This is a genomic window from Ramlibacter monticola (assembly GCF_016722785.1).
Taxonomy (GTDB): Bacteria; Pseudomonadota; Gammaproteobacteria; order Burkholderiales; family Burkholderiaceae_C; genus Ramlibacter; species Ramlibacter monticola.
Genome location: NZ_JAEQNE010000003.1, coordinates 298,531 through 315,971 on the forward strand (window position 1 = coordinate 298,531; position 17,441 = coordinate 315,971).

The window sequence follows — 17,441 nt, forward strand, 5'->3', positions numbered from 1 at the left end:
ATCCTCGCACCATGGCATCCCCACGATCCGAACCGGGCCTGGCCCGCCCGCCCGCGTTTCCGCAAGCCGGCCTGCCCGAGCGCCTGGGCCCGCCCTCCACGCTCGATCCCGCGCAGCAGCAGGCCGCCGACGAACTGGTCAACGGCCCCCGGCGCGGGGTCTACGGTCCGTTCCGCCCGCTGCTGCACTGCCCGCCGCTCCTGCACGCGGTCGCCGGTGTCGGGGAGTGCCTGCGCTATCAAGGCAGCCTCGAAGCGGCGCTGCGGGAGTGGACGATCTGCGCGGTCGCCCGCGCGCTGTCGAACGTCTTCGAATGGGAGATGCACCGGCCGCTGGCTGAAGCCGCGGGTGTGCCGGGCGCGGCGCTGCGTGCACTGGAGGCCGGCGAGCCATCGCCCCCGGGGCTCGGGCCCGGCCTCGCGCTCGCGCGCAGTCTCGTGGCGGAACTGGTGCGGGACCACCGCGTGACCGAGCAGACCTACTCGGATGCGCTGGCGCTCTGGGGAGAGCCTGCGCTCGTGGAACTGCTGACCCTCGCGGGCTACTTCTGCATGGTTTCCTGGCTGATGAACGTGGCGCGCACCCCCGGGCCGGCGCCAAGGGAGCACTCATGAACATCCTCGCAACACGGCTGACCCGCACGCTGCGCCTGCGCCACCCCATCGTCTCCGCACCCATGGCCTTTGCCGGCGGCGGCGCGCTCGCCGCGGCGGTCAGCCGTGCCGGCGGGCTCGGCCTCATCGGCGGCGGCTACGGCGACCCGGCCTGGCTCGAGCAGCAGTTCGCGGCTGCGGCGGGTGAAAGGGTCGGCGTCGGCTTCATCACGTGGTCGCTGCGCAAGTCACCGTCGCTGCTCACGGACGTCCTGAAGCACCGGCCGGCGGCCGTCATGCTGTCCTTCGGGGACCCGCGGCCCTTCGTCGACGAGATCCGCGCGGCCGGTGCCGCGCTGGTCTGCCAGTGCCAGGACATGGCGCACGTGATGGACGCGGTCGACGTCGGCGCCGACATCGTGGTGGCGCAGGGCGCCGAGGCCGGCGGGCACGGTGCCTTGCGCGGCACGCTGGGGTTCGTGCCCGAGGTGGCCGATCACCTCGCTCAGCACGCGCCGGCCACGCTGCTGCTGGCCGCCGGCGGCATCGGCGACGGACGCGGCCTGGCCGCCGCGCTCATGCTCGGCGCCGACGGCGTGCTGGTCGGAACGCGCCTGTGGGCCTCGCGTGAAGCCCTGGCCAAGGAGGGCCATCACCGCGCGATCCTCGAGACGGATGGCGACGGCACGCTGCGCACGCGCATCCCGGACATCGCGCGCCAGATCCCGTGGCCGCGCGGCTTCACGGCACGCATCCGCCGCAATGCCTTCACCGACCGCTGGCACGGCCGCGAGGAGGCGCTCGAAGCCGCCGTCGCGACCGAAGGGCCCCGCTACCGCCAGGCTTTCGAGGCGGGCGACCCCGAGCAGGCCGGCGTCTGGTTCGGCGAGGCCGCGGGCTTGGTCCATGCGATCGAGCCCGCCGCGGTGATCGTCGAGAGGATGGCGGCCGAGGCCGCGGCGCGCCTGCGATTCCATGGAGGCGCGAGCCTGGAGCCGTCGTCGGATGGCGACCGACGCTGAAGCAACGGGTCTCTTGGGGAAGCGGCCCTCTCCCTCAGCCTCGCTGCCTCCGGGCCACAGGCAGTCGCGGCGGAGACGAGCGACGCGTTCCCGCGTCCTCCTGTCGTCCTTTCAGAGGAGGGTGAACACTCCTGTGTCGTTGTCGGAGTCCGATGCTTGCCCGATCAGGACGCCGAAGCGGCGGCTGAAGTCGAGCAGGCGCTCGTAGTGTCCGAACGCAGGATAGGCCTCGATGTTGTTCTCCAAGGCGAATGGCGCCTGGCTGATCCGGGATTGCCGGATCGGGAGCATCCGCTCGTGGCGGACGGTGACCTCACCACCGGCGTCGAAAATGTACGCGGTCACATAGGCCGGGTCCTTGCTGCTTCCCTGGAACTTGCGAAACAGGATCGTTCGCAGGAACAGCTCTCCCGATTGGCTGGCGATGTACCGGTAGACGAGGCGACTGCGCAGATGCTCGTCGAGAAACTCCACTCCGACCCCGTGCGCGATCACGTCCAGGATCGCAGTGGGTGTCTTGGAGGAATTCACGAGCACGCAATAAGGCGCGCCCTCGAAATGCCTCGCATGGGCTTGTTCTTCGTTCAGCATTCCCAAGGGCTGCCGCTGTAGCGCGTGCCAGCGTTCGCAGAAGAAGAAATGCGACATGAAGAGCCTGACCCATTTCCACCATAGTCACTTCGGCTGTGCTTGGAAAGCGCCCAAGGGACGAAGGTCGGCTCTGTTGGACCACGTATTGAGCAACGTCAAGAAGCCAGCCTCGCGGGCGGATTCAACGCGCCTTGCGGAGCGCGTCGCGGCAGCTTGGCGCGACTGGCTCCGGCGCCGCTCGCGAGCTAGAGGGCGCCGCCGGCGTGAAAACGTTGGCGCGGTTTCGATCATGTCGGCGAGCGTCCGTGCACTGCTGCAACTCAATTGCCCGCCCCGCCTCGAGCGCCATAATCGTCCTGGCAAGACGAGAAGGAACTGTCATGAAGAGTGAAGTGAGCGTCACGTTCAAGGATGCCGCACCCTTGCGGATCAATCTGGAGAAGGCAGAGCCGATGACGCCGGAGGCGGCGCGAGCCTGGCTCGATGAACAGTTCACCGAACTGGGGTGCGAGCCTTTGCGCCCGACGGGCAAGGTCCTGAATGCCGACAAGGTGCTGGTCGTGGCCGAAGCGGCCGGCCCTTCCCGGTTCGCCGACGCGGCGTGGGCCCAGCAATTCGGCCGTTCCGCGAGTGCGGCGCTTGGCAAGCCGGTGGTGCGCGTTGACGTGCCGGATTCGACCGTCGGGTACTGATCGGCGCTTCACCCGCCGGACGATGCATCGGGCGGTGTGCGGGTAGTGCGAGGCCTTCCACATTCCGCCGGAGAATTCTTCGTTGCTTGCCAGCACCCGCGATACAAGGATTCACTTGCAGTGAGTATGCGGACCGCACCGCCTTCGAAAAGAGCCGCGAGTGCTTGGATTGTGTAGCGGCCTGGTAGGCGGAAGCATCAGGACCAACTGAATCTACTTGATCCCTGCCGCATCCAACATGGAGAGGAAGCGTTCGCCCGGGGAGCGCGGTCCGAGCTCGTCCCTAGAATGGATCGCTGTCGTCCACTTCAGTCACGTAATGTTCCACTCCCGTTCCCGCGTGCGCGCCGCCGCGCTGATCTCCACGATCCTGGCCTTGTCCGCCTGTGGCGGCGGAGGCGGCGGAGGGGGCGACACGCAGGCCCCGGCGCGTGCGCCCACGCCGGCCCCGGCGCCCGTGCCGCCGATCACCAGTTTCCTCGCCAACGGCAAAGGCGGGATCGGTACGGCGACCATCGAGGTTGACGCCACCGGCACGTTTACGGAGGACGACACGCGTTACCAGATGCAGACCGGCGGGACATCCGGCTGCAGCTTGTCGTCGCGGCCGAGCGATCCCGACGTGGCGAACTGCAACTTGCTGGCCGGCGGGAAGGGCTTCCTCCTGTGCCAGAACACCACTTCGGACACGTTCAACGTCGCGCTCTTCCGTCAATCGGACGTACAGACCGCGCCGCTCGGCGAGCTCGCCGGCCAGACGCTCACCGGCATCAGCTGCGGGGCGACAGGTGTGAGCCGAAACACAAACACATGGGCGTTCAGTGCCGATGCTTCCATCGCGAGCGAGAAACGCGGTGCTGTGACGAACAATTTTGGTGCAACGGCGTCGTTCGTCACTGACGATGGCTCGCTGCAATCGGGCGCGCGGCGTGAACGCTGGGCGATCTACAAGGCAGCCGTCGGCAGCACGACCCAGTACTTCCTGCTGGATCTGTTCCAGAACACGGACCCCAGTCAGCCCGTCCAGGACGTGCGGATCTACTTCCTGCAAAAATGAAGTTGCGCGGCCGCATGAAACGGCAGTCCACGTCTTCGGCGGCCCAAACCAGGACAGGTCCAGAGCAAGATGACTTTCCGGCGAGAGTCGTCGCACCGCGGTGCATTTGGCGAACGCGCTGAATTCGTACGCGCATTCGCCCACGTAAGCGAGGTCGGCCAGCATCTTCTGCAACTCCCGTGCGCCTTGAGCACGGAAGGCCGGCGCGGCCGGGGAGTGCGGCTCGATGTAGCCCAGCGCCTTTTCCATGTCTCCCCGGGCCGGACGCGCCTACACACCAACTGCCTTCGCATCCTTCTGCACTGCCGATGCGGGCAGCCCGAAGACCCGATCAAACGCCCATGTGAACGCGATGGCGTAGACGAAGAAGAACACCAGCAGCACCAGGTTGGCCACGAACGCTGCCGCCGGCGAGATGCCCAGCCAGAGCGACATGACGGGGATGAGGATGACCGCGAGGCCGCCCTCGAAACCGGCTCCGTGTGCCAGCCGCCTTGCGAACGAGCGCCCGCGCACGGATTGCCCCGATTCCCAGCGCTCGAAGAACCAGTTGAAGGCGTAGTTCCAAGTGAGCGCGATGGTGGACAGCACGACGGCCAGCCCGAATGTGGATGTTGGCGGCTCGTCGAAGGCAAGGCTCAGGGCAGGCCCCACGCCGGCAATAGCGATGGCTTCGTACAGGACGGCTTGAAGGACTCGGCGGGTGATGGGTGACATCGTGGGCGTGAACAGAAGCGGGCGGTCCCGCGACGCAGCGGCAGGCTGTTTTCGATGCAGGGAGATTACGGTTTTCGAAGTGCTTGTGCCGAGTGACGGTTGGGAGGCCCCGGATGGCATGGGTGGTTGCGCCGCAACGCTTGTCTGCGGTCGGTTGACAAGTGCACGGCTTACCGAAGGCGACTGTCGCCGCTGTTGAGGGGCTGCTATCGAGACGGGTCTCGGTCCTCCCGCCGCGGCCGTCATCCAGAACGGTCAAGCCATCGAGGCTGGGTTTTCAATTGAGATGCGTCAAGCCGCCGGCTCGCCGGGCACGAAAAGGCCGCGCGAATGCGCCATCGCAATCGGACGCATCAGGGCAAACCCTATAACAGTCACCATGACGAACCACCCTCCGCTGTACGCCCCCGTCCCCGAGACCCCGAACAAGTTGTTCCTGGCCGTCGCTGCCCTCCTGGCCGTGCTGCCCCTCGCCCTGTACGTCGCCATCACCTTCTTCAAGGCCCCGATTTTCGCGAACGCCTGGGCGATCGCCATCATGCCGGGTTGGCCGCTGGCGCTGTTCTGCGCCATCCAGGGCCTGCCGAATGCGCCGGCGCCAAATGCTGCGAACGCCGCCGCGGCCCCCGTCGCACCTTTCGCCTTGGCTGCTGCTGCGGCCGCGACCTGAGGTAACGCCCGCCGACAGCGGGCATCCCCGGCCGTCCTGCTGCAGAACGCCGCCTGGCCTGCCGACCCTGGTCGAGGAAGCACTCCCATAGCCCAAAGACGAAGCCCCTCCCTGCAAACGCAGGGAGGGGCTTGAATCCGTGGTCATGCCAGCCTGGCAAACACCTCGACGGACCGCCTGGCGTATTGGTGGGGCTTTACTTCACGCGGCAACTTCACGGCGGGCCATCACAGCGCCAGGACCCACTTGATGAAGTTGTGCATGGCGCCCTTGTCCTTGACCACCTTGTGCTCTTCCTCGCTGCCGTCGTCCAGCTTCACCTTGGGGCTGGTCGTGAGGAACGTTTCGAGCTTGGCTTCGGCGTCGGACTTGCCCTTGTACTTGCCGGCCACCTTCTGGTAGGCGGGGCCCTTCTTCGTCTTGTCGACGGAGTGGCACTTGGTGCAGTTTTCCGCCTTCAGGAATTTCTGGGCCGCCTCGGCGTCCTGGGCAGCGGCGGGCAGCGCAAGGAACGCGCCGGCCAGGGCCATGGTTGCAATCGACGTCATCCGCATAAAGGTCTTCCGGTTGGTCATGCGCGGTACTCTAGCCACCGGAACCTGAATGAAACGTGAACGCGCGGCTTGTCGAGTACCGAGGTCAGGTACGAGGCGCCGGGCCGGACGCGGTGATCGTGGGAGGCCGATCGGCCTTCTTCAATGCAAGACGGGTTGCTCGCCCAACTGCTCGCGCAAGCGGCGAGCGCACTCCTGCAGTCGGCTGATCTCCGCCAGCGCAGCGTCCACCCGTTCCGCTGGGGCGCCGGCCTGCTGGAGGTCGAAAGCGCGCTCGAACGCCCGTTCGGCATTCCTGCTGACCGTCGTGAGCTGCGAGCGGAGGTGGCCAACATGGCCGATGGATTCGGTGGTCATCGTAGTCTCCCGGCGGAACCGTCGATTGAGCCAGTGTCGGCTCTCCCGACTGGACGACTCTGTAGGTCAGCCCGGATCGGTCGCGTGATCCGCCGCCGGGCTGCGGTGTCGCCGGAAAGCGGCGGCAGCGGGTGAAGCCTGTCGATCCTTGATCTGTTGCGCTGCCGCCGACCCGAGATGAGAAAGCTCAGGCATGCTCTGCCTGAACGTCGACATCGGGTTGATCGGGGCCTATCAACGCGGGGTCGTCTTCCGCTCGCCGTGCTTGAGGGGCCCCGTCGGCGACGCGCCGGAACGCGCCGATTTCTTCGCGGCTGCCTTGTCCGAGACGGTACCGCCCGAACTCGTCTTCTTCTTCGCGTGGGTCTTGCCACCCTGGGTGGCCTTGGTCGACTGGGGCATGGTGCTTCCTTGTTCGCCGGACGATTCCGGCTCGGGGCCACGGTAGCGCGGGCCACGGCACCGGCTTGTGAGCGATGCCGCCAAGGGCCGGTAGGAACCGGCTGGGAAGGCGGGGCCGCGCGGCAGCACAGTGCGCGCACAATGGACCATGGCTCTCACCGCAACTCCCGCACGCCGGCGCATCGCCATGGGCGTGCTGCTCGTGCTCGCCGTTGCGGGTGGCGTGATCCGCGAGCTCGCACCGTCCCCTTCGGTCCTTCGCGACCTCGGGACGCTGATGCTCGTCCTGTGGCTCCCGGCCGTCGGCAACTTCGTCGGCTATCTCAAGGGCAAGCTTCCGCGCGCCGCGCCACCGCCGCTCCGGTTCGCAGCGGGCCTCGCCTTTTCGCCGCACCTGGAGGTGGACCTCGAACGAGTTCCCCTGCCGCCCGACTTCGCCGCGACGCTGGAGAACGACCAGCTCGGAACACTCCTGGTGGGCCGGCGCGGGTTCAGTGTGCGCTTCGAAACGCCCCTGCGCGCCTGGCTGCAGGAGGGCGAAGCCACATCGATGCTGGAGCTGCTTCTGCCGGAAAGCGCGCGTGGCCACCTCGAGGCGGGCACCGCCTTCCACCTGCTTGCTGACGCACAGGCGGTGGCGAAGGGAGTCGTGCGGCGATGGGTGTGAAGGCGCCGGAGGCCGATCCAGGAATGTGCGACTCCACGAAGCCACGCCATGCCCTCCGTGCCTCCGCCCGATGCCGTCACGCTCAGGTGCCGCTCCGCACGGGCATTCGAAACCTGGCTGCGCAAGCACCATGGCGCCTCGGAGGGCGTGTGGTTGGAGATCGCGAAGCCAGGGGCGCCCGCTGCCACGATCAGCTATGCCGAGGCGGTGGAAATTGCGCTTTGCTACGGGTGGATCGACGGCCAGAAGAGGGCAAGGGATGCGAACTACTGGCTTCAGCGCTTGACCCCGCGGCGGCCGCGCAGCCTGTGGTCCAAGGTGAATCGCGCGCGGGCCGAGGCCCTCATCGCCGCGGGTCGCATGCAGGCAAGCGGCCAGGCAGAGGTCGACCGCGCGAAGGCGGACGGGCGGTGGGATGCGGCGTACGACAGCGCGCGAACGGCGGCCGTCCCGGCCGACTTGCAAGCGGCCCTCGATGCGCACCCCAGGGCACGGGCGTTCCTCTCGACGCTGGACGCGGCGAACCGCTACGCCGTGCTATGGCGAGTGCAGACGGCAAGGAAGCCGGAAACGCGCGCCAGCCGCATCGAGGCGCTCGTGGCGATGCTCGCGCGCGGCGAGAAGATCCATCCGTGATCGGAGGATTGCTACCGTTGAGCGAAGCGCTGCGTGCCAGGGCCGACGAACGGTTGTCGAACCGGCGCCGCGTCGCTCGTCATGCTGGTGTGGGCGAAATCCCAAGGAGACCGACATGCGATTCATGGTGATGGTGAAAGCGACGAAGGACAGCGAGGCGGGCGTGATGCCCACGCAGGAGGAGTTCGCCGCGATGGGCGCGTTCAATGAAGAGCTGGTCCGGGCCGGCGTGATGGAGGCCGGCGAGGGCCTGCACCCGAGCTCACGAGGCGCCCGGGTCGCGTTCTCGGGCAAGGACCGGCGCGTGATCGATGGGCCGTTCGCCGAGACGAAGGAACTGGTCGCCGGCTTCTGGATCTGGAAGTGCGCTTCGCTGCAGGAGGCGATCGAGTGGGTGAAGAAATGCCCGAACCCGATGCGCACCGATTCCGAGATCGAGATCCGGCAGATCTTCTCGGCCGAGGATTTCGGAGACGCTCTGACGCCCGAGCTGCGCGAGCAGGAAGAGCGGCTGCGCAAGGAAGTCCAGTCGCGCGCCGGCTGATCGGCGGCTTCGGTAGCGTCCGCGCGCGGGAAGGGTGGCTTCTGGCCCGCGGAGTCCCCATTGCCAGACAAGCTGGATGAGCACCCCATGAGCAAGACGATCTTCGTCAGCCTTCCCGTCGCCGACCTCCCGGCCTCGACCGCCTTCTACAAGGCCTTGGGCTTCGAGCAGAACGCGCAATTCACCGACGCGACAGTCGCGTGCATGGCGTGGAGCGAGTCGGTTCGAGTGATGCTGATCACGCACGCGAAGTGGCGCACGTTCACGCAGCGGCCGTTCCCGCCAGCCGGAACGAGCGGACTGATGCTTTCACTGGCGATGGACAGCCGCGAGGCCGTGGATGCAATGAACCGCGCCGCCGCTGCGAACGGCGGACAGGCCGACGCGAATCCGGCCGAGGATTTCGGCTTCATGTACTCGCGGGACCTCGCCGACCCCGATGGCCACCTGTGGGCCGCGTTCTGGATGGATCCGGCGGGGGCATGCACCGGGAGGTGAGGTCATCGCCCGCCAGCTCGCGAGGCGGCAGGCCGCAAGGTGTGGGAGCTCGACTCCATTGGCGCTGCTTCCGGCCAGGAACCGCCAAAGTCAATCAGCTCTTGCCACGTTGACCTTCGTGCATCGGCAATGAACCCAGGGTGCGGTCTGGCTGTTCCTCGCGGCGTTTAGCGGCTGGTTACGGCGAGGAGCTTGATCTAGGGCGTTGCAGGCCGTCACGACCCGCGCGGCCACGACGGCGATTACACCCAGGCCGGCAATCTCTATCGCCTGCTGCCGTCCGACGAGAAGGGCCGCCTGACCTGCAACATCGCCAACGCAATGCGCGGCGTGCCGCGCGAAATTCAGGAACGGCAGATCGTGCACTTCGCGAAGGCCGATCCGCACTGCGGCGCCGAAGTGGCGCGCAAGTTGGGGGTGAAGTGACCGCCCCGCGGACAACCTCCGGCACGTGTTTGCGGATCGTCCCTGGGGCTCCGCGGGCAGCGTCGCCGGTTTCATGGGACGTTGGTCCCACAGACGTGGGGCGACTTGCGCAAAAAAATCGCAGGTGAAGCCCTTGTTCAATCCCGTGTCGAGGAGGTCCGATGGATCCCGAGCATCTGGCGGTCACCGCGGGCCACCCCGAGGGGCCTCATGCTCGCGAGCGTCGCACTGGCCTCGGCAGGCACTGTCGCGCCCAAGGCCGCAATGCCCCCGTCCTTTCGGAGTACCGGTATGACCCGCGAATCCAGGCTGGTCGTCGCTAGCTGCATCGCCGCCCTGCTGGTGGCACCCCCGTCCTGGGCGCAGGCGCCGGCCGTGCCTCCCGCCTCCTTGCAGGCGCCGGCCGCCGCGGCCTTCGGGCGCGAGGAGATCGAGCAACTGGTCGCGCCGATCGCGCTCTACCCCGACTCGATGGTGGCGCAGGTCCTCATGGCCTGCACCTATCCGCTGGAGGTGGTGGCGGCTGCGCGCTGGTTGAAGGCGAACCCGGACCTCAAGGGCAAGGCTCTCGAGGACGCCCTGCAGAAGCAGACCTGGGACCCGAGCGTGAAATCGCTGACGGTGTTTCCGCAGGTGCTCGCGATGCTGGACGAAAGACTCGACCTGACGCAGAAGCTGGGCGATGCCTTCCTCGCTCAGCAGAAGGACGTGCTCGACGCGGTGCAGCGCCTGCGCGCCCGGGCCGAGCAGGCGGGTAACCTGAAATCCGGCAAGGAGCAGACGGTCACCCGGGTGGAGGAGGGTGGCACCACCGTGATCCGGATCGAACCCGCCGACCCGCAGACCGTCTATGTCCCGACCTACGACCCGCACGTGGTGTACGGCGCGTGGCCGTATCCCGCGTACCCGCCCTACTATTACTACCCGCCCTACTACTACCCTTACGGCTGGGCGCCCGGGGCGGCCTTCGTGGGCTTCACGGCCGGCATCATCATCGGCGGCGCCTTGTGGGGCGGCTGCAATTGGGGCGGCGGCGGCGTGTACGTCGACCACCACAGCTACAACAATTTCAATCGCACCAACGTCGGCGACGGCAGCGGGCGCGGCAACTGGCAACACAGCCCGGAACACCGCAAGGGCGTCGGCTATCGGGACCAGGCGAGCCGCGACAAGTTCGGCGGCGGCCAGCGCGCCGGCATCGCCTCCCGCGAGCAGTTCCGCGGGCGCGATCAGGGGCAGCGCGACGCCGGGCGAGGCTCGGCAGGCGGCGCCGGCAGCCGCACCGGAGTCGGCGACCGCGCTTCCGGCATTGGCGGCGACCGCAGCGGGATGAGCGACCGCGGCAGCGGTTTCAGCGGCGTTGGCAGCGGCGCGCAGACGCGCGACTTCAGCAATCGCGGTGCCGCGAGTCGCAGCAGCGCCGGCGCGGGACGCGGTGGCGGGTTCAGCGGTGGCGGATTCGGCGGCGGCGGCGGTGGACGCGGTGGCGGGCGCCGCTGAGGAATCGGGGAACCAATCCATGGAGCGAGCCATGCATTGCATTCGTCTGGCGGCAATGAGGATCCGGGCGCCACTGGCCGCGCTGCTGGCTGTGGCCGCGCTGCTGGCCGCGCCGGCGGCCGTGGCCGCGTCCGCCGCGCAGAAGGTCTTCGACACGCCGCAGCAGGCCGCGGGGGAGTTGGCCGCCGCCACGAAGTCACACGACTCGGCGGCGATGCTCGCGATCCTCGGCGCGAACGCGGCGACCCTCGTCTTCTCCGGCGACGCCGTCGCAGACCGTGCCGCCGAGGATCGCTTCGCGCAGGCCTACGAGGAATCGCACCGGATCGAGATGCAGGGCGACGCGAAGGCGACGCTGGCCGTCGGGAAGGACGACTGGCCGTTTCCATTCCCGCTGGTGAAGTCGCAGGGCGGCTGGCGATTCAACGCGCGCGAGGGCCGGGAGGAAGTCCTCACGCGGCGCATCGGGCGCAACGAGCTGTCGGTGATGCAGGTGTTGCAGGCTTACGTGGATGCGCAGCAGGAGTACTACCTGCGCAATCCCGACCAGGGCAAGCTGCTCGCCTACGCGCAGAAGGTGGGAAGCACCAAGGGCAAGCGTGACGGCCTCTACTACCCGGTCAACGCGGGCGAACCGCCGAGCCCCCTCGGCACCCTGTTCGCGAGCGCGCAGGCGGAGGGATACCGGCTCGGCTCGGGCCCGGAAGGAAAGCCGGTTCCGTACCACGGCTACATCTATCGCATCCTCAAGGCGCAGGGCCCGGCCGCCAAGGACGGAGCCTACGATTACGTCGTGCACGGGAAGATGATCGGCGGCTTCGCGCTGGTGGCCTATCCGGCGGCGTACGCGAATTCGGGCGTGATGACCTTCATCGTCAACCACGACGGTGTCGCCTACCAGAAGGACCTCGGTCCTTCGACGAGCGCGGTGGCTTCGAAGATGACCCGGTTCGATCCCGTCGCAGGCTGGAAACCCCTGTGACGGGGGAATGAGCGCGCAAGTCTGCGTCGCTCATTCCTGGCCAAAAGGCTTCTCTGCGGCCAGTTTGCCCTTTCGACCCCGACGGCCACCTGGGGGCCACGTCCTGGATGGATCCGAAGGCGACGCACGCCCCCACGTGAGGCGATGACGCTGAATGCTGCACACCGCTACGCCGCAATGGAACGGACGGCCAGGTCTTCCGGGCAGCGACGGCTAGTAACCGCTGGTGCGCTTATGCACGGTGGTGGTCGTGGTCACAGTCGTGCCCGGCGCCGGAGGACCGCCAACCTGCCGCGTGTTCGGTGCCGTCGCATGGTGCACCGGCTGGGCGGCAGGGGTGCGATGCGCGTGCCGCTTCTTCGGATGCGTGTGGATCGTCACGACCGTCGGACCGGTGTACACGAGGCGGCTCTTGTGCGTGGTCGTGGTGGTGGTGGCGGCGGTCGTCGCGGCGGCCATGCTGGCGGCGCACGAGAGGGCCAGCATGGGCAGCAGGATGGCGGACTTGTTCATCGTGGATCTCCCAGGAAATGCCTCATGCATAGCACGGACGACGCACGAGGAACGCGCGCGCACAAAGGCTTGCCACGTAGGACGCAGCTGGCGCGCGGGGCTACTGCTTCGAGCAGGCAGGTGCGGGACGCCCCGTCCTGCCTCCTCGCATCAGCGGGTCGAGCCGCGCTCGTCCAGGCGTGCCATCACGCGCTGGTCGCCCGTGCGAAGCACCGCCCTGGCATCGGCGAAGGCATCGATGTCATCCTGCCGACGGATCGTGTAGCTGCCCACGTACGTGCCCGGGCGTTCCTCGCGCAGCTGCAGCCCATCGAGCACGCCCGGCACGCGCACGGCTGCACGCGCATTCGGCGTGCCTTCCACGCGGAAGCGCACCACGCGTCCAGGCTCCAGGCCGTCGACGCGCGGCCACATGGCGAAGTTGCTGACTTCGGCATTCACGGTCGCCGGGGCGTTGCCCATGGCCCGAGCCTGGAATGCGGCCGGGTAGTCGTAGGAAACCACGACAGGTTCCTCACCCCAGCCAGCGCGCAGCATCATCTGCCGCGTCGGGTCGATGCGGTCGCTGCGACGGATTACGTACGAGGCCACGTACTCGCCCGGCGCACGCTCGCGAAGCGGGACCCGCACGTTGTCGGCGAGCGCGAGGTTCGCCCACCGCGCTCCCGGCGTGGCCCGCACCAGGATGCGTAGGGTGGACCCCGGGCGCAGGCCGGCATCGGAGTCGATCGTCATGTGATTGATCGTGCCTTGGCGGCTTGCCGCCACCCGGTACTGGGACTGCTGCGCGGCCGCAGGTTGGGCCACGAGGCCCACGGCGAGCGGCGCCAGCAGCAACGCTGCAGCGGCGAGCTTGGCTTGAATACTGCGTTTCATGGAACTGTCTCCTTCAGGTTTGCGATGGAGACTAGGCTAGGCGTGTCTGGATGAACGCGCCCTGAATGGGTGAGCCACGTCACGTAGGAAGAGCACGCTAGTTGAAGAGGACGAAGTCGGCTCTGCCGTGCGAGGATAGCCCTTGAGCTTGCCCGTGCCAGCAGCCAGGGGGTTCGCGGACCGTCGCCACCCTGCTGCAGACCTTAGCCTCGGCGCCGCCCTTTCATTTGCTCGAAGAGGTCATAGAGCTGCTGCGCCGCCGGCGACAGCGTGCGTCCGCGGCGCCGGATCAGGCCCACCTTGCGATGCACCACGGGATCGACGAGAGGAATGCTGACGAGGATCGGATGATCCTTGCCGGGCATCGCCATGGCGGGTACGGCAGCAACCCCAAGCCCCGCCTCGACGAGGCCCAGCGCGGTGGTGACGTGCTCGGCTTCGTAGATGGCCTGCGGTCGCTTCGCGACGCCTGCCAGTGCCTGGTCCAGCACGACCCGGTTGCCTGAGGACCGGCCCACCGACACGTAGTCGTAGTCGCTCAGCTGCGCCCAGCTCACGCGGCGCTGCCTGGCCAGTGGGTGGTCGCGCCGGCAGGCGGCGACGAAACGCTCCTCCACCAGGGCCTTGAACTCGAGCTCGCCCTCCTGGGCGCCGATGAAGTTCAGCCCGAAATCCGCCTCGCTGCGGGCGACCGCCGCCAGCACTTCGTTGGCGCCCGCGTCCAGCACCTTCACCCGCACGCGCGGGGACTGCTCGTGGTAAAGGCGGATCACGTGCGACAGGTAGTAGTACACGGTGGAAGGCACGCAGGCCACCGTGACCTCGCCCATGCGCGTCGCCGTGCCACCCCGGATGCCCACCAGCGTCGCGTCCAGGTCGTCCAGCAGTTCACGCACCTTGCGCTCGAAGTCGCGTCCGACGGCGGTGAGCGTGACGCGCCGCGTGTTGCGCTCCAGCAGCCGCACTCCCAGCGCCTGCTCCAGCTTGTCGATCCGGCGGCTGAAGGCCGGCTGCGACAGGTGCACCGCCTCGGCCGCCTTGCGGAAATTGCTGAGCTCCGCGACGGTCCGGAAGGCCACCAGGTCGTTCAGGTCGAAGTTCATGGCCACGGCGGCTCCTCCATTCAGTGATGTGCACAGAGCATCAGTTGATCTTAAAGATGCAATTCACTTTGGCAATGCAGGAACGGATCATTCAGCCATGCAACGAACGATCCCCTGCGTCCTCATGCGTGCCGGCACGTCGAGAGGCCCGTTTTTCCTGCGCGACTGGCTGCCGGCCGACGACACGGCCCGCGACGAGGCCCTCATCGGCGCGATCGGTGCCTCGGACCTGCTGCAGGTCGACGGTGTCGGCGGCGGCAGCACGCTGACCAGCAAGGTGGCCATCGTCTCCCGGTCTTCGCATCCGGGGTGCGACGTCGACTACCTGTTTGCCCAGGTCGGCGTGGGCCAGAAGTCGGTCGACACGCGGCCGAACTGCGGCAACATGCTCTCGGGCGTCGCACCGTTCGCGATCGAGCAGGGGCTCGTGCCGGCCCGGGACGGGGAGACGACCGTGCGCGTGTTCAACGTGAACACCCGCTCGCGGATCGACGTCACGGTGCAGACCCCGGGCCGACGCGTGCGCTACGAAGGCGACACGGGAATCGACGGGGTGGCGGGCACGGCGGCACCGATCCGGCTGAACTTCCTCGACGCGTGGGGATCCGTCACGGGTTCACTGTTCCCCACCGGACGCCGCATCGACACCATCGACGGCATCGAGGTGAGCTGCATCGACGCCGCGATGCCCCTGGTGATCATCCGCGCCCGCGACCTCGGGCTGAGCGGTCGCGAAATGCCCGCCGAACTCGATGCCGACACGGCGCTGCTGGCGCGCATCGAGGCGATCCGCTGCGCGGCCGGCCAGGCCATGGGCCTCGGCGACGTGTCCGGCAGCGTCGTTCCGAAGCCGGTGATCGCCAGCGAGGGCGACGATGCGGACAGCGTCACCTCCCGCTACTTCACGCCGCGCCGCTGCCACGCCTCCCATGCAGTCACCGGCGCCATCGGCGTCGCCACGGCCTATGCGCTGCCCGGCACCGTCATCAGCAGCGACGCGCGCCGCACCGGCGTCCGCTCCATCGCCGTGCTGCATCCGCAGGGGCGCATCGAGGTCGAAGTGGCCATCGAAGGTGCCGGCGACGAAGCCCGTGTGCAGCGCGCAGCACTCGTGCGCACCGCGCGAAAGATCCTGCAGGGCGACCTGCACCTCCCGCCCTACGTGTTCTCGAAAGATCCTGAAGGAGACAAACCCATGAAACGACTGATCGCACCGGCATTGGCCGCCGCGCTGGCCACGGCAGCGCCGATGGTCCTGGCCTACCCCGACAAGCCGATCACCATCGTGGTCCCCACCGCGCCCGGCGGCGGCAACGACGCGATGGCGCGAGTGATCGGGCAGAAGCTCGGACCGCTGCTGGGCCAGACCGTGATCGTCGACAACCGTGCCGGCGCGAATGGGGCGATCGCGAGCGAGTTCGCGGCGCGTGCGGCGCCCGATGGCCACACGCTCATGTTCGGCTACATCGCCACGCACGCAATGAATCCGGCGCTGCAGAAGCTGCGCTACGACCCGGTCGCCGACTTCGCGCCGGTGGGGCTCGTCGGCTACTCGCCCACGCTGATGGTGGCCAACACTTCGGTGCAGATCAAGGACGTCAAGGACCTGGTCGCACAGCTGAAGGCCAAGCCTGACCGGTACACCTACGCGTCGGCGGGCAACGGAACGGCGCCCCACTTCGCGGCGGAACTGTTCAAGCTGAACGCGGGCGTCGTGATGCTGGGTGCCCCCTACAAGGGATCCGCGCCCGCCATCACGGACACCATCGGCGGCCAGACGCAGTTCATGTTCCCGAGCCTGTATACCGCCTTGCCGCATGTGAAGGCCGGCAAGCTGCGTGCCCTGGCCGTGGCGGGACCGCAGCGCTCCGCGCTCCTGCCCGACGTCCCGACGCTGAAGGAAGCCGGCGTCGATGGCGTGGACGTGCGGCAGTGGTACGGATTCTTCGTGCCGGCCAAGACGCCCAAGCCCATCGTGGACCAACTGAACAAGGCCTTGAACCAGGTGCTGGCCGACAAGGAGGTGGTGAAGCGCCTGGCCGAACACGGTGCCGACGTCCAGGCGAGCACTCCCGAGGAGTTTGGCGCGCTCGTGAAGAGCGAGCTCGCCAAGTGGAAGAGCGTGGTGCAGCGCGCCAAGCTGACCGCCGACTGAAGCAAGGAAGCCTGGACATGCAAACCTCACTCGACGAACTGCAGGCCTGGATCGGCCGCACCGAAACGGTCCGCGACAGCATTGGAGCGACGCCCGTCAAGGCCCTGGATGCAACGCTGGACCATCCGGCGCGACCGGTGGAGCAAGGGACGGCGCTGCCTCCGTTGTGGCATTGGTTGTACTTCCTGCCGCTGCATCGCCAAAGCGAGATCGGGCCCGACGGGCACGCCAGGCGCGGGGGCTTCCTGCCGCCGGTGCCGCTGCCGCGGCGCATGTGGGCCGGCAGCCAGTTCGAATTCCGCTCGCCGGTGCGTGTTGGCGACGCGGTGGAGAGGACGTCGACGATCGCCGATGTGTCCGTGAAGGAAGGTCGCACGGGCAAGCTCGTCTTCGTCAAGGTGCGGCACGAGCTTCGCTGCAACGGTGCCACGGACCCCGCCATCGTGGAATTCCACGACATCGTCTACCGGGAAGCCAGGCGGCCCGACGACGTCGAGCCGCCGCCGCAGCGCGCCGAGGCCGGTGCTTCCTGGCGACGGGAGATCGTCCCCGACGATGTCCTGCTGTTCCGCTACTCGGCCCTGACTTTCAACGGCCACCGCATTCACTACGACCGCAAGTACGTGACCGAGGTCGAGGGCTACCCCGGACTGATCGTGCACGGCCCCCTGATCGCCACGCTCCTGATGGACCTCGTGCGCCGGCAGATGCCGCAGGCCGACGTCGCAAGTTTCCGCTTCAAGGCGGTGCGGCCGACGTTCGACCTGAACCCGTTCCACGTCAACGGGCAGCCCGGGCCGGACGGCAAGACCGTGCGCCTCTTTGCCTCCGACCACGAAGGCTGGCTGACCATGGACGCCACCGCAGTCCTGCGCTGAGAAGGAAC

21 protein-coding genes and 1 pseudogene are annotated in these 17,441 nt (G+C 67.9%); 14 read left to right on the forward strand and 8 right to left on the reverse strand.

Features of this window, described 5'->3' with window-relative positions; genetic code table 11:
• Nucleotides 1-11: 11 nt before the first annotated feature.
• The gene (locus JJ685_RS14835) at nt 12-614 is read left to right on the forward strand and encodes a carboxymuconolactone decarboxylase family protein (protein ID WP_236599006.1); all 603 of its coding nucleotides are present in this window, start codon (nt 12-14) and stop codon (nt 612-614) included.
• Nucleotides 611-1,615, forward strand: coding sequence for an NAD(P)H-dependent flavin oxidoreductase (locus tag JJ685_RS14840; protein ID WP_201675040.1), 1,005 nt, complete (start codon nt 611-613; stop codon nt 1,613-1,615). The genes JJ685_RS14835 and JJ685_RS14840 overlap by 4 nt, the downstream gene beginning before the upstream one ends.
• Nucleotides 1,616-1,726: 111 nt before the next feature.
• Here JJ685_RS14840 and JJ685_RS14845 read toward each other — a convergent pair whose 3' ends face one another.
• Complete coding sequence (locus JJ685_RS14845; protein WP_201675041.1) at nt 1,727-2,263, reverse strand: hypothetical protein; 537 nt, start codon at nt 2,261-2,263, stop codon at nt 1,727-1,729.
• Nucleotides 2,264-2,586: 323 nt separating this feature from the next.
• On the opposite strand from JJ685_RS14845, the gene JJ685_RS14850 reads away from it, so the two are divergent.
• Nucleotides 2,587-2,898, forward strand: coding sequence for a hypothetical protein (locus JJ685_RS14850; RefSeq protein ID WP_201675042.1), 312 nt, complete (start codon nt 2,587-2,589; stop codon nt 2,896-2,898).
• Nucleotides 2,899-3,217: 319 nt separating this feature from the next.
• Nucleotides 3,218-3,955, forward strand: a complete 738-nt coding sequence (locus tag JJ685_RS14855) for a hypothetical protein (RefSeq protein WP_201675043.1) — start codon at nt 3,218-3,220, stop codon at nt 3,953-3,955.
• A 270-nt stretch (nt 3,956-4,225) separates the two neighbouring features.
• Here JJ685_RS14855 and JJ685_RS14860 read toward each other — a convergent pair whose 3' ends face one another.
• Nucleotides 4,226-4,672, reverse strand: a complete 447-nt coding sequence (locus tag JJ685_RS14860; protein ID WP_201675044.1) for a PACE efflux transporter — start codon at nt 4,670-4,672, stop codon at nt 4,226-4,228.
• Between the two features lie 379 nt (nt 4,673-5,051).
• Between JJ685_RS14860 and JJ685_RS14865 the strand changes: the two genes are divergently transcribed.
• Nucleotides 5,052-5,342: a hypothetical protein gene (locus JJ685_RS14865; protein WP_201675045.1), complete on the forward strand. Its 291-nt coding sequence runs from the start codon at nt 5,052-5,054 to the stop codon at nt 5,340-5,342.
• Between the two features lie 227 nt (nt 5,343-5,569).
• Here the strand turns inward: JJ685_RS14865 and JJ685_RS14870 are convergent, their stop codons facing one another.
• From JJ685_RS14870 to JJ685_RS14880, 3 genes are all read right to left on the reverse strand, one after another.
• Nucleotides 5,570-5,890, reverse strand: coding sequence for a c-type cytochrome (locus tag JJ685_RS14870; RefSeq protein WP_236599007.1), 321 nt, complete (start codon nt 5,888-5,890; stop codon nt 5,570-5,572).
• Between the two features lie 147 nt (nt 5,891-6,037).
• A complete protein-coding gene (locus tag JJ685_RS14875; RefSeq protein ID WP_201675047.1) occupies nt 6,038-6,253 on the reverse strand; it encodes a hypothetical protein in 216 nt (71 codons plus the stop codon).
• A gap of 234 nt (nt 6,254-6,487) precedes the next feature.
• Complete coding sequence (locus JJ685_RS14880) at nt 6,488-6,655, reverse strand: hypothetical protein (protein ID WP_201675048.1); 168 nt, start codon at nt 6,653-6,655, stop codon at nt 6,488-6,490.
• A 148-nt stretch (nt 6,656-6,803) separates the two neighbouring features.
• Here JJ685_RS14880 and JJ685_RS14885 point away from each other — a divergent pair, with 148 nt between their 5' ends.
• The 7 genes and pseudogenes from JJ685_RS14885 to JJ685_RS14915 all read left to right on the forward strand — a co-directional run bounded on the left by JJ685_RS14885 (nt 6,804) and on the right by JJ685_RS14915 (nt 11,908).
• A complete protein-coding gene (locus JJ685_RS14885) occupies nt 6,804-7,322 on the forward strand; it encodes a hypothetical protein (protein WP_201675049.1) in 519 nt (172 codons plus the stop codon).
• A 48-nt stretch (nt 7,323-7,370) separates the two neighbouring features.
• A complete protein-coding gene (locus JJ685_RS14890; protein WP_201675050.1) occupies nt 7,371-7,958 on the forward strand; it encodes a YdeI/OmpD-associated family protein in 588 nt (195 codons plus the stop codon).
• 115 nt (nt 7,959-8,073) lie between these two features.
• Complete coding sequence (locus tag JJ685_RS14895) at nt 8,074-8,502, forward strand: YciI family protein (protein ID WP_201675051.1); 429 nt, start codon at nt 8,074-8,076, stop codon at nt 8,500-8,502.
• A gap of 87 nt (nt 8,503-8,589) precedes the next feature.
• Nucleotides 8,590-9,000: a VOC family protein gene (locus tag JJ685_RS14900; RefSeq protein ID WP_201675052.1), complete on the forward strand. Its 411-nt coding sequence runs from the start codon at nt 8,590-8,592 to the stop codon at nt 8,998-9,000.
• A 246-nt stretch (nt 9,001-9,246) separates the two neighbouring features.
• Nucleotides 9,247-9,426, forward strand: a pseudogene (locus JJ685_RS14905) (catalase-related domain-containing protein); the annotation flags it as partial.
• 291 nt (nt 9,427-9,717) lie between these two features.
• On the forward strand, nt 9,718-10,926 hold the full coding sequence (locus JJ685_RS14910; protein WP_201675053.1) for a DUF3300 domain-containing protein: 1,209 nt from the start codon (nt 9,718-9,720) through the stop codon (nt 10,924-10,926).
• Nucleotides 10,927-10,957: 31 nt separating this feature from the next.
• Nucleotides 10,958-11,908 carry a DUF2950 domain-containing protein gene (locus tag JJ685_RS14915; protein ID WP_201675054.1) on the forward strand — a complete coding sequence of 317 codons (951 nt, stop codon included), beginning with the start codon at nt 10,958-10,960 and terminating at the stop codon, nt 11,906-11,908.
• A 213-nt stretch (nt 11,909-12,121) separates the two neighbouring features.
• Here JJ685_RS14915 and JJ685_RS14920 read toward each other — a convergent pair whose 3' ends face one another.
• The 3 genes from JJ685_RS14920 to JJ685_RS14930 form a co-directional block, all read right to left on the reverse strand.
• The gene (locus tag JJ685_RS14920) at nt 12,122-12,421 is read right to left on the reverse strand and encodes a hypothetical protein (RefSeq protein ID WP_201675055.1); all 300 of its coding nucleotides are present in this window, start codon (nt 12,419-12,421) and stop codon (nt 12,122-12,124) included.
• 150 nt (nt 12,422-12,571) lie between these two features.
• Nucleotides 12,572-13,297, reverse strand: a complete 726-nt coding sequence (locus JJ685_RS14925; protein WP_201675056.1) for a hypothetical protein — start codon at nt 13,295-13,297, stop codon at nt 12,572-12,574.
• Between the two features lie 203 nt (nt 13,298-13,500).
• Nucleotides 13,501-14,406: a LysR family transcriptional regulator gene (locus JJ685_RS14930; RefSeq protein WP_201675057.1), complete on the reverse strand. Its 906-nt coding sequence runs from the start codon at nt 14,404-14,406 to the stop codon at nt 13,501-13,503.
• A 91-nt stretch (nt 14,407-14,497) separates the two neighbouring features.
• On the opposite strand from JJ685_RS14930, the gene JJ685_RS30290 reads away from it, so the two are divergent.
• Nucleotides 14,498-16,555, forward strand: coding sequence for a 4-oxalomesaconate tautomerase (locus JJ685_RS30290; protein ID WP_201675058.1), 2,058 nt, complete (start codon nt 14,498-14,500; stop codon nt 16,553-16,555).
• A 17-nt stretch (nt 16,556-16,572) separates the two neighbouring features.
• Nucleotides 16,573-17,433: an FAS1-like dehydratase domain-containing protein gene (locus JJ685_RS14940; RefSeq protein ID WP_201675059.1), complete on the forward strand. Its 861-nt coding sequence runs from the start codon at nt 16,573-16,575 to the stop codon at nt 17,431-17,433.
• The last annotated feature ends 8 nt before the right edge of the window (nt 17,434-17,441 follow it).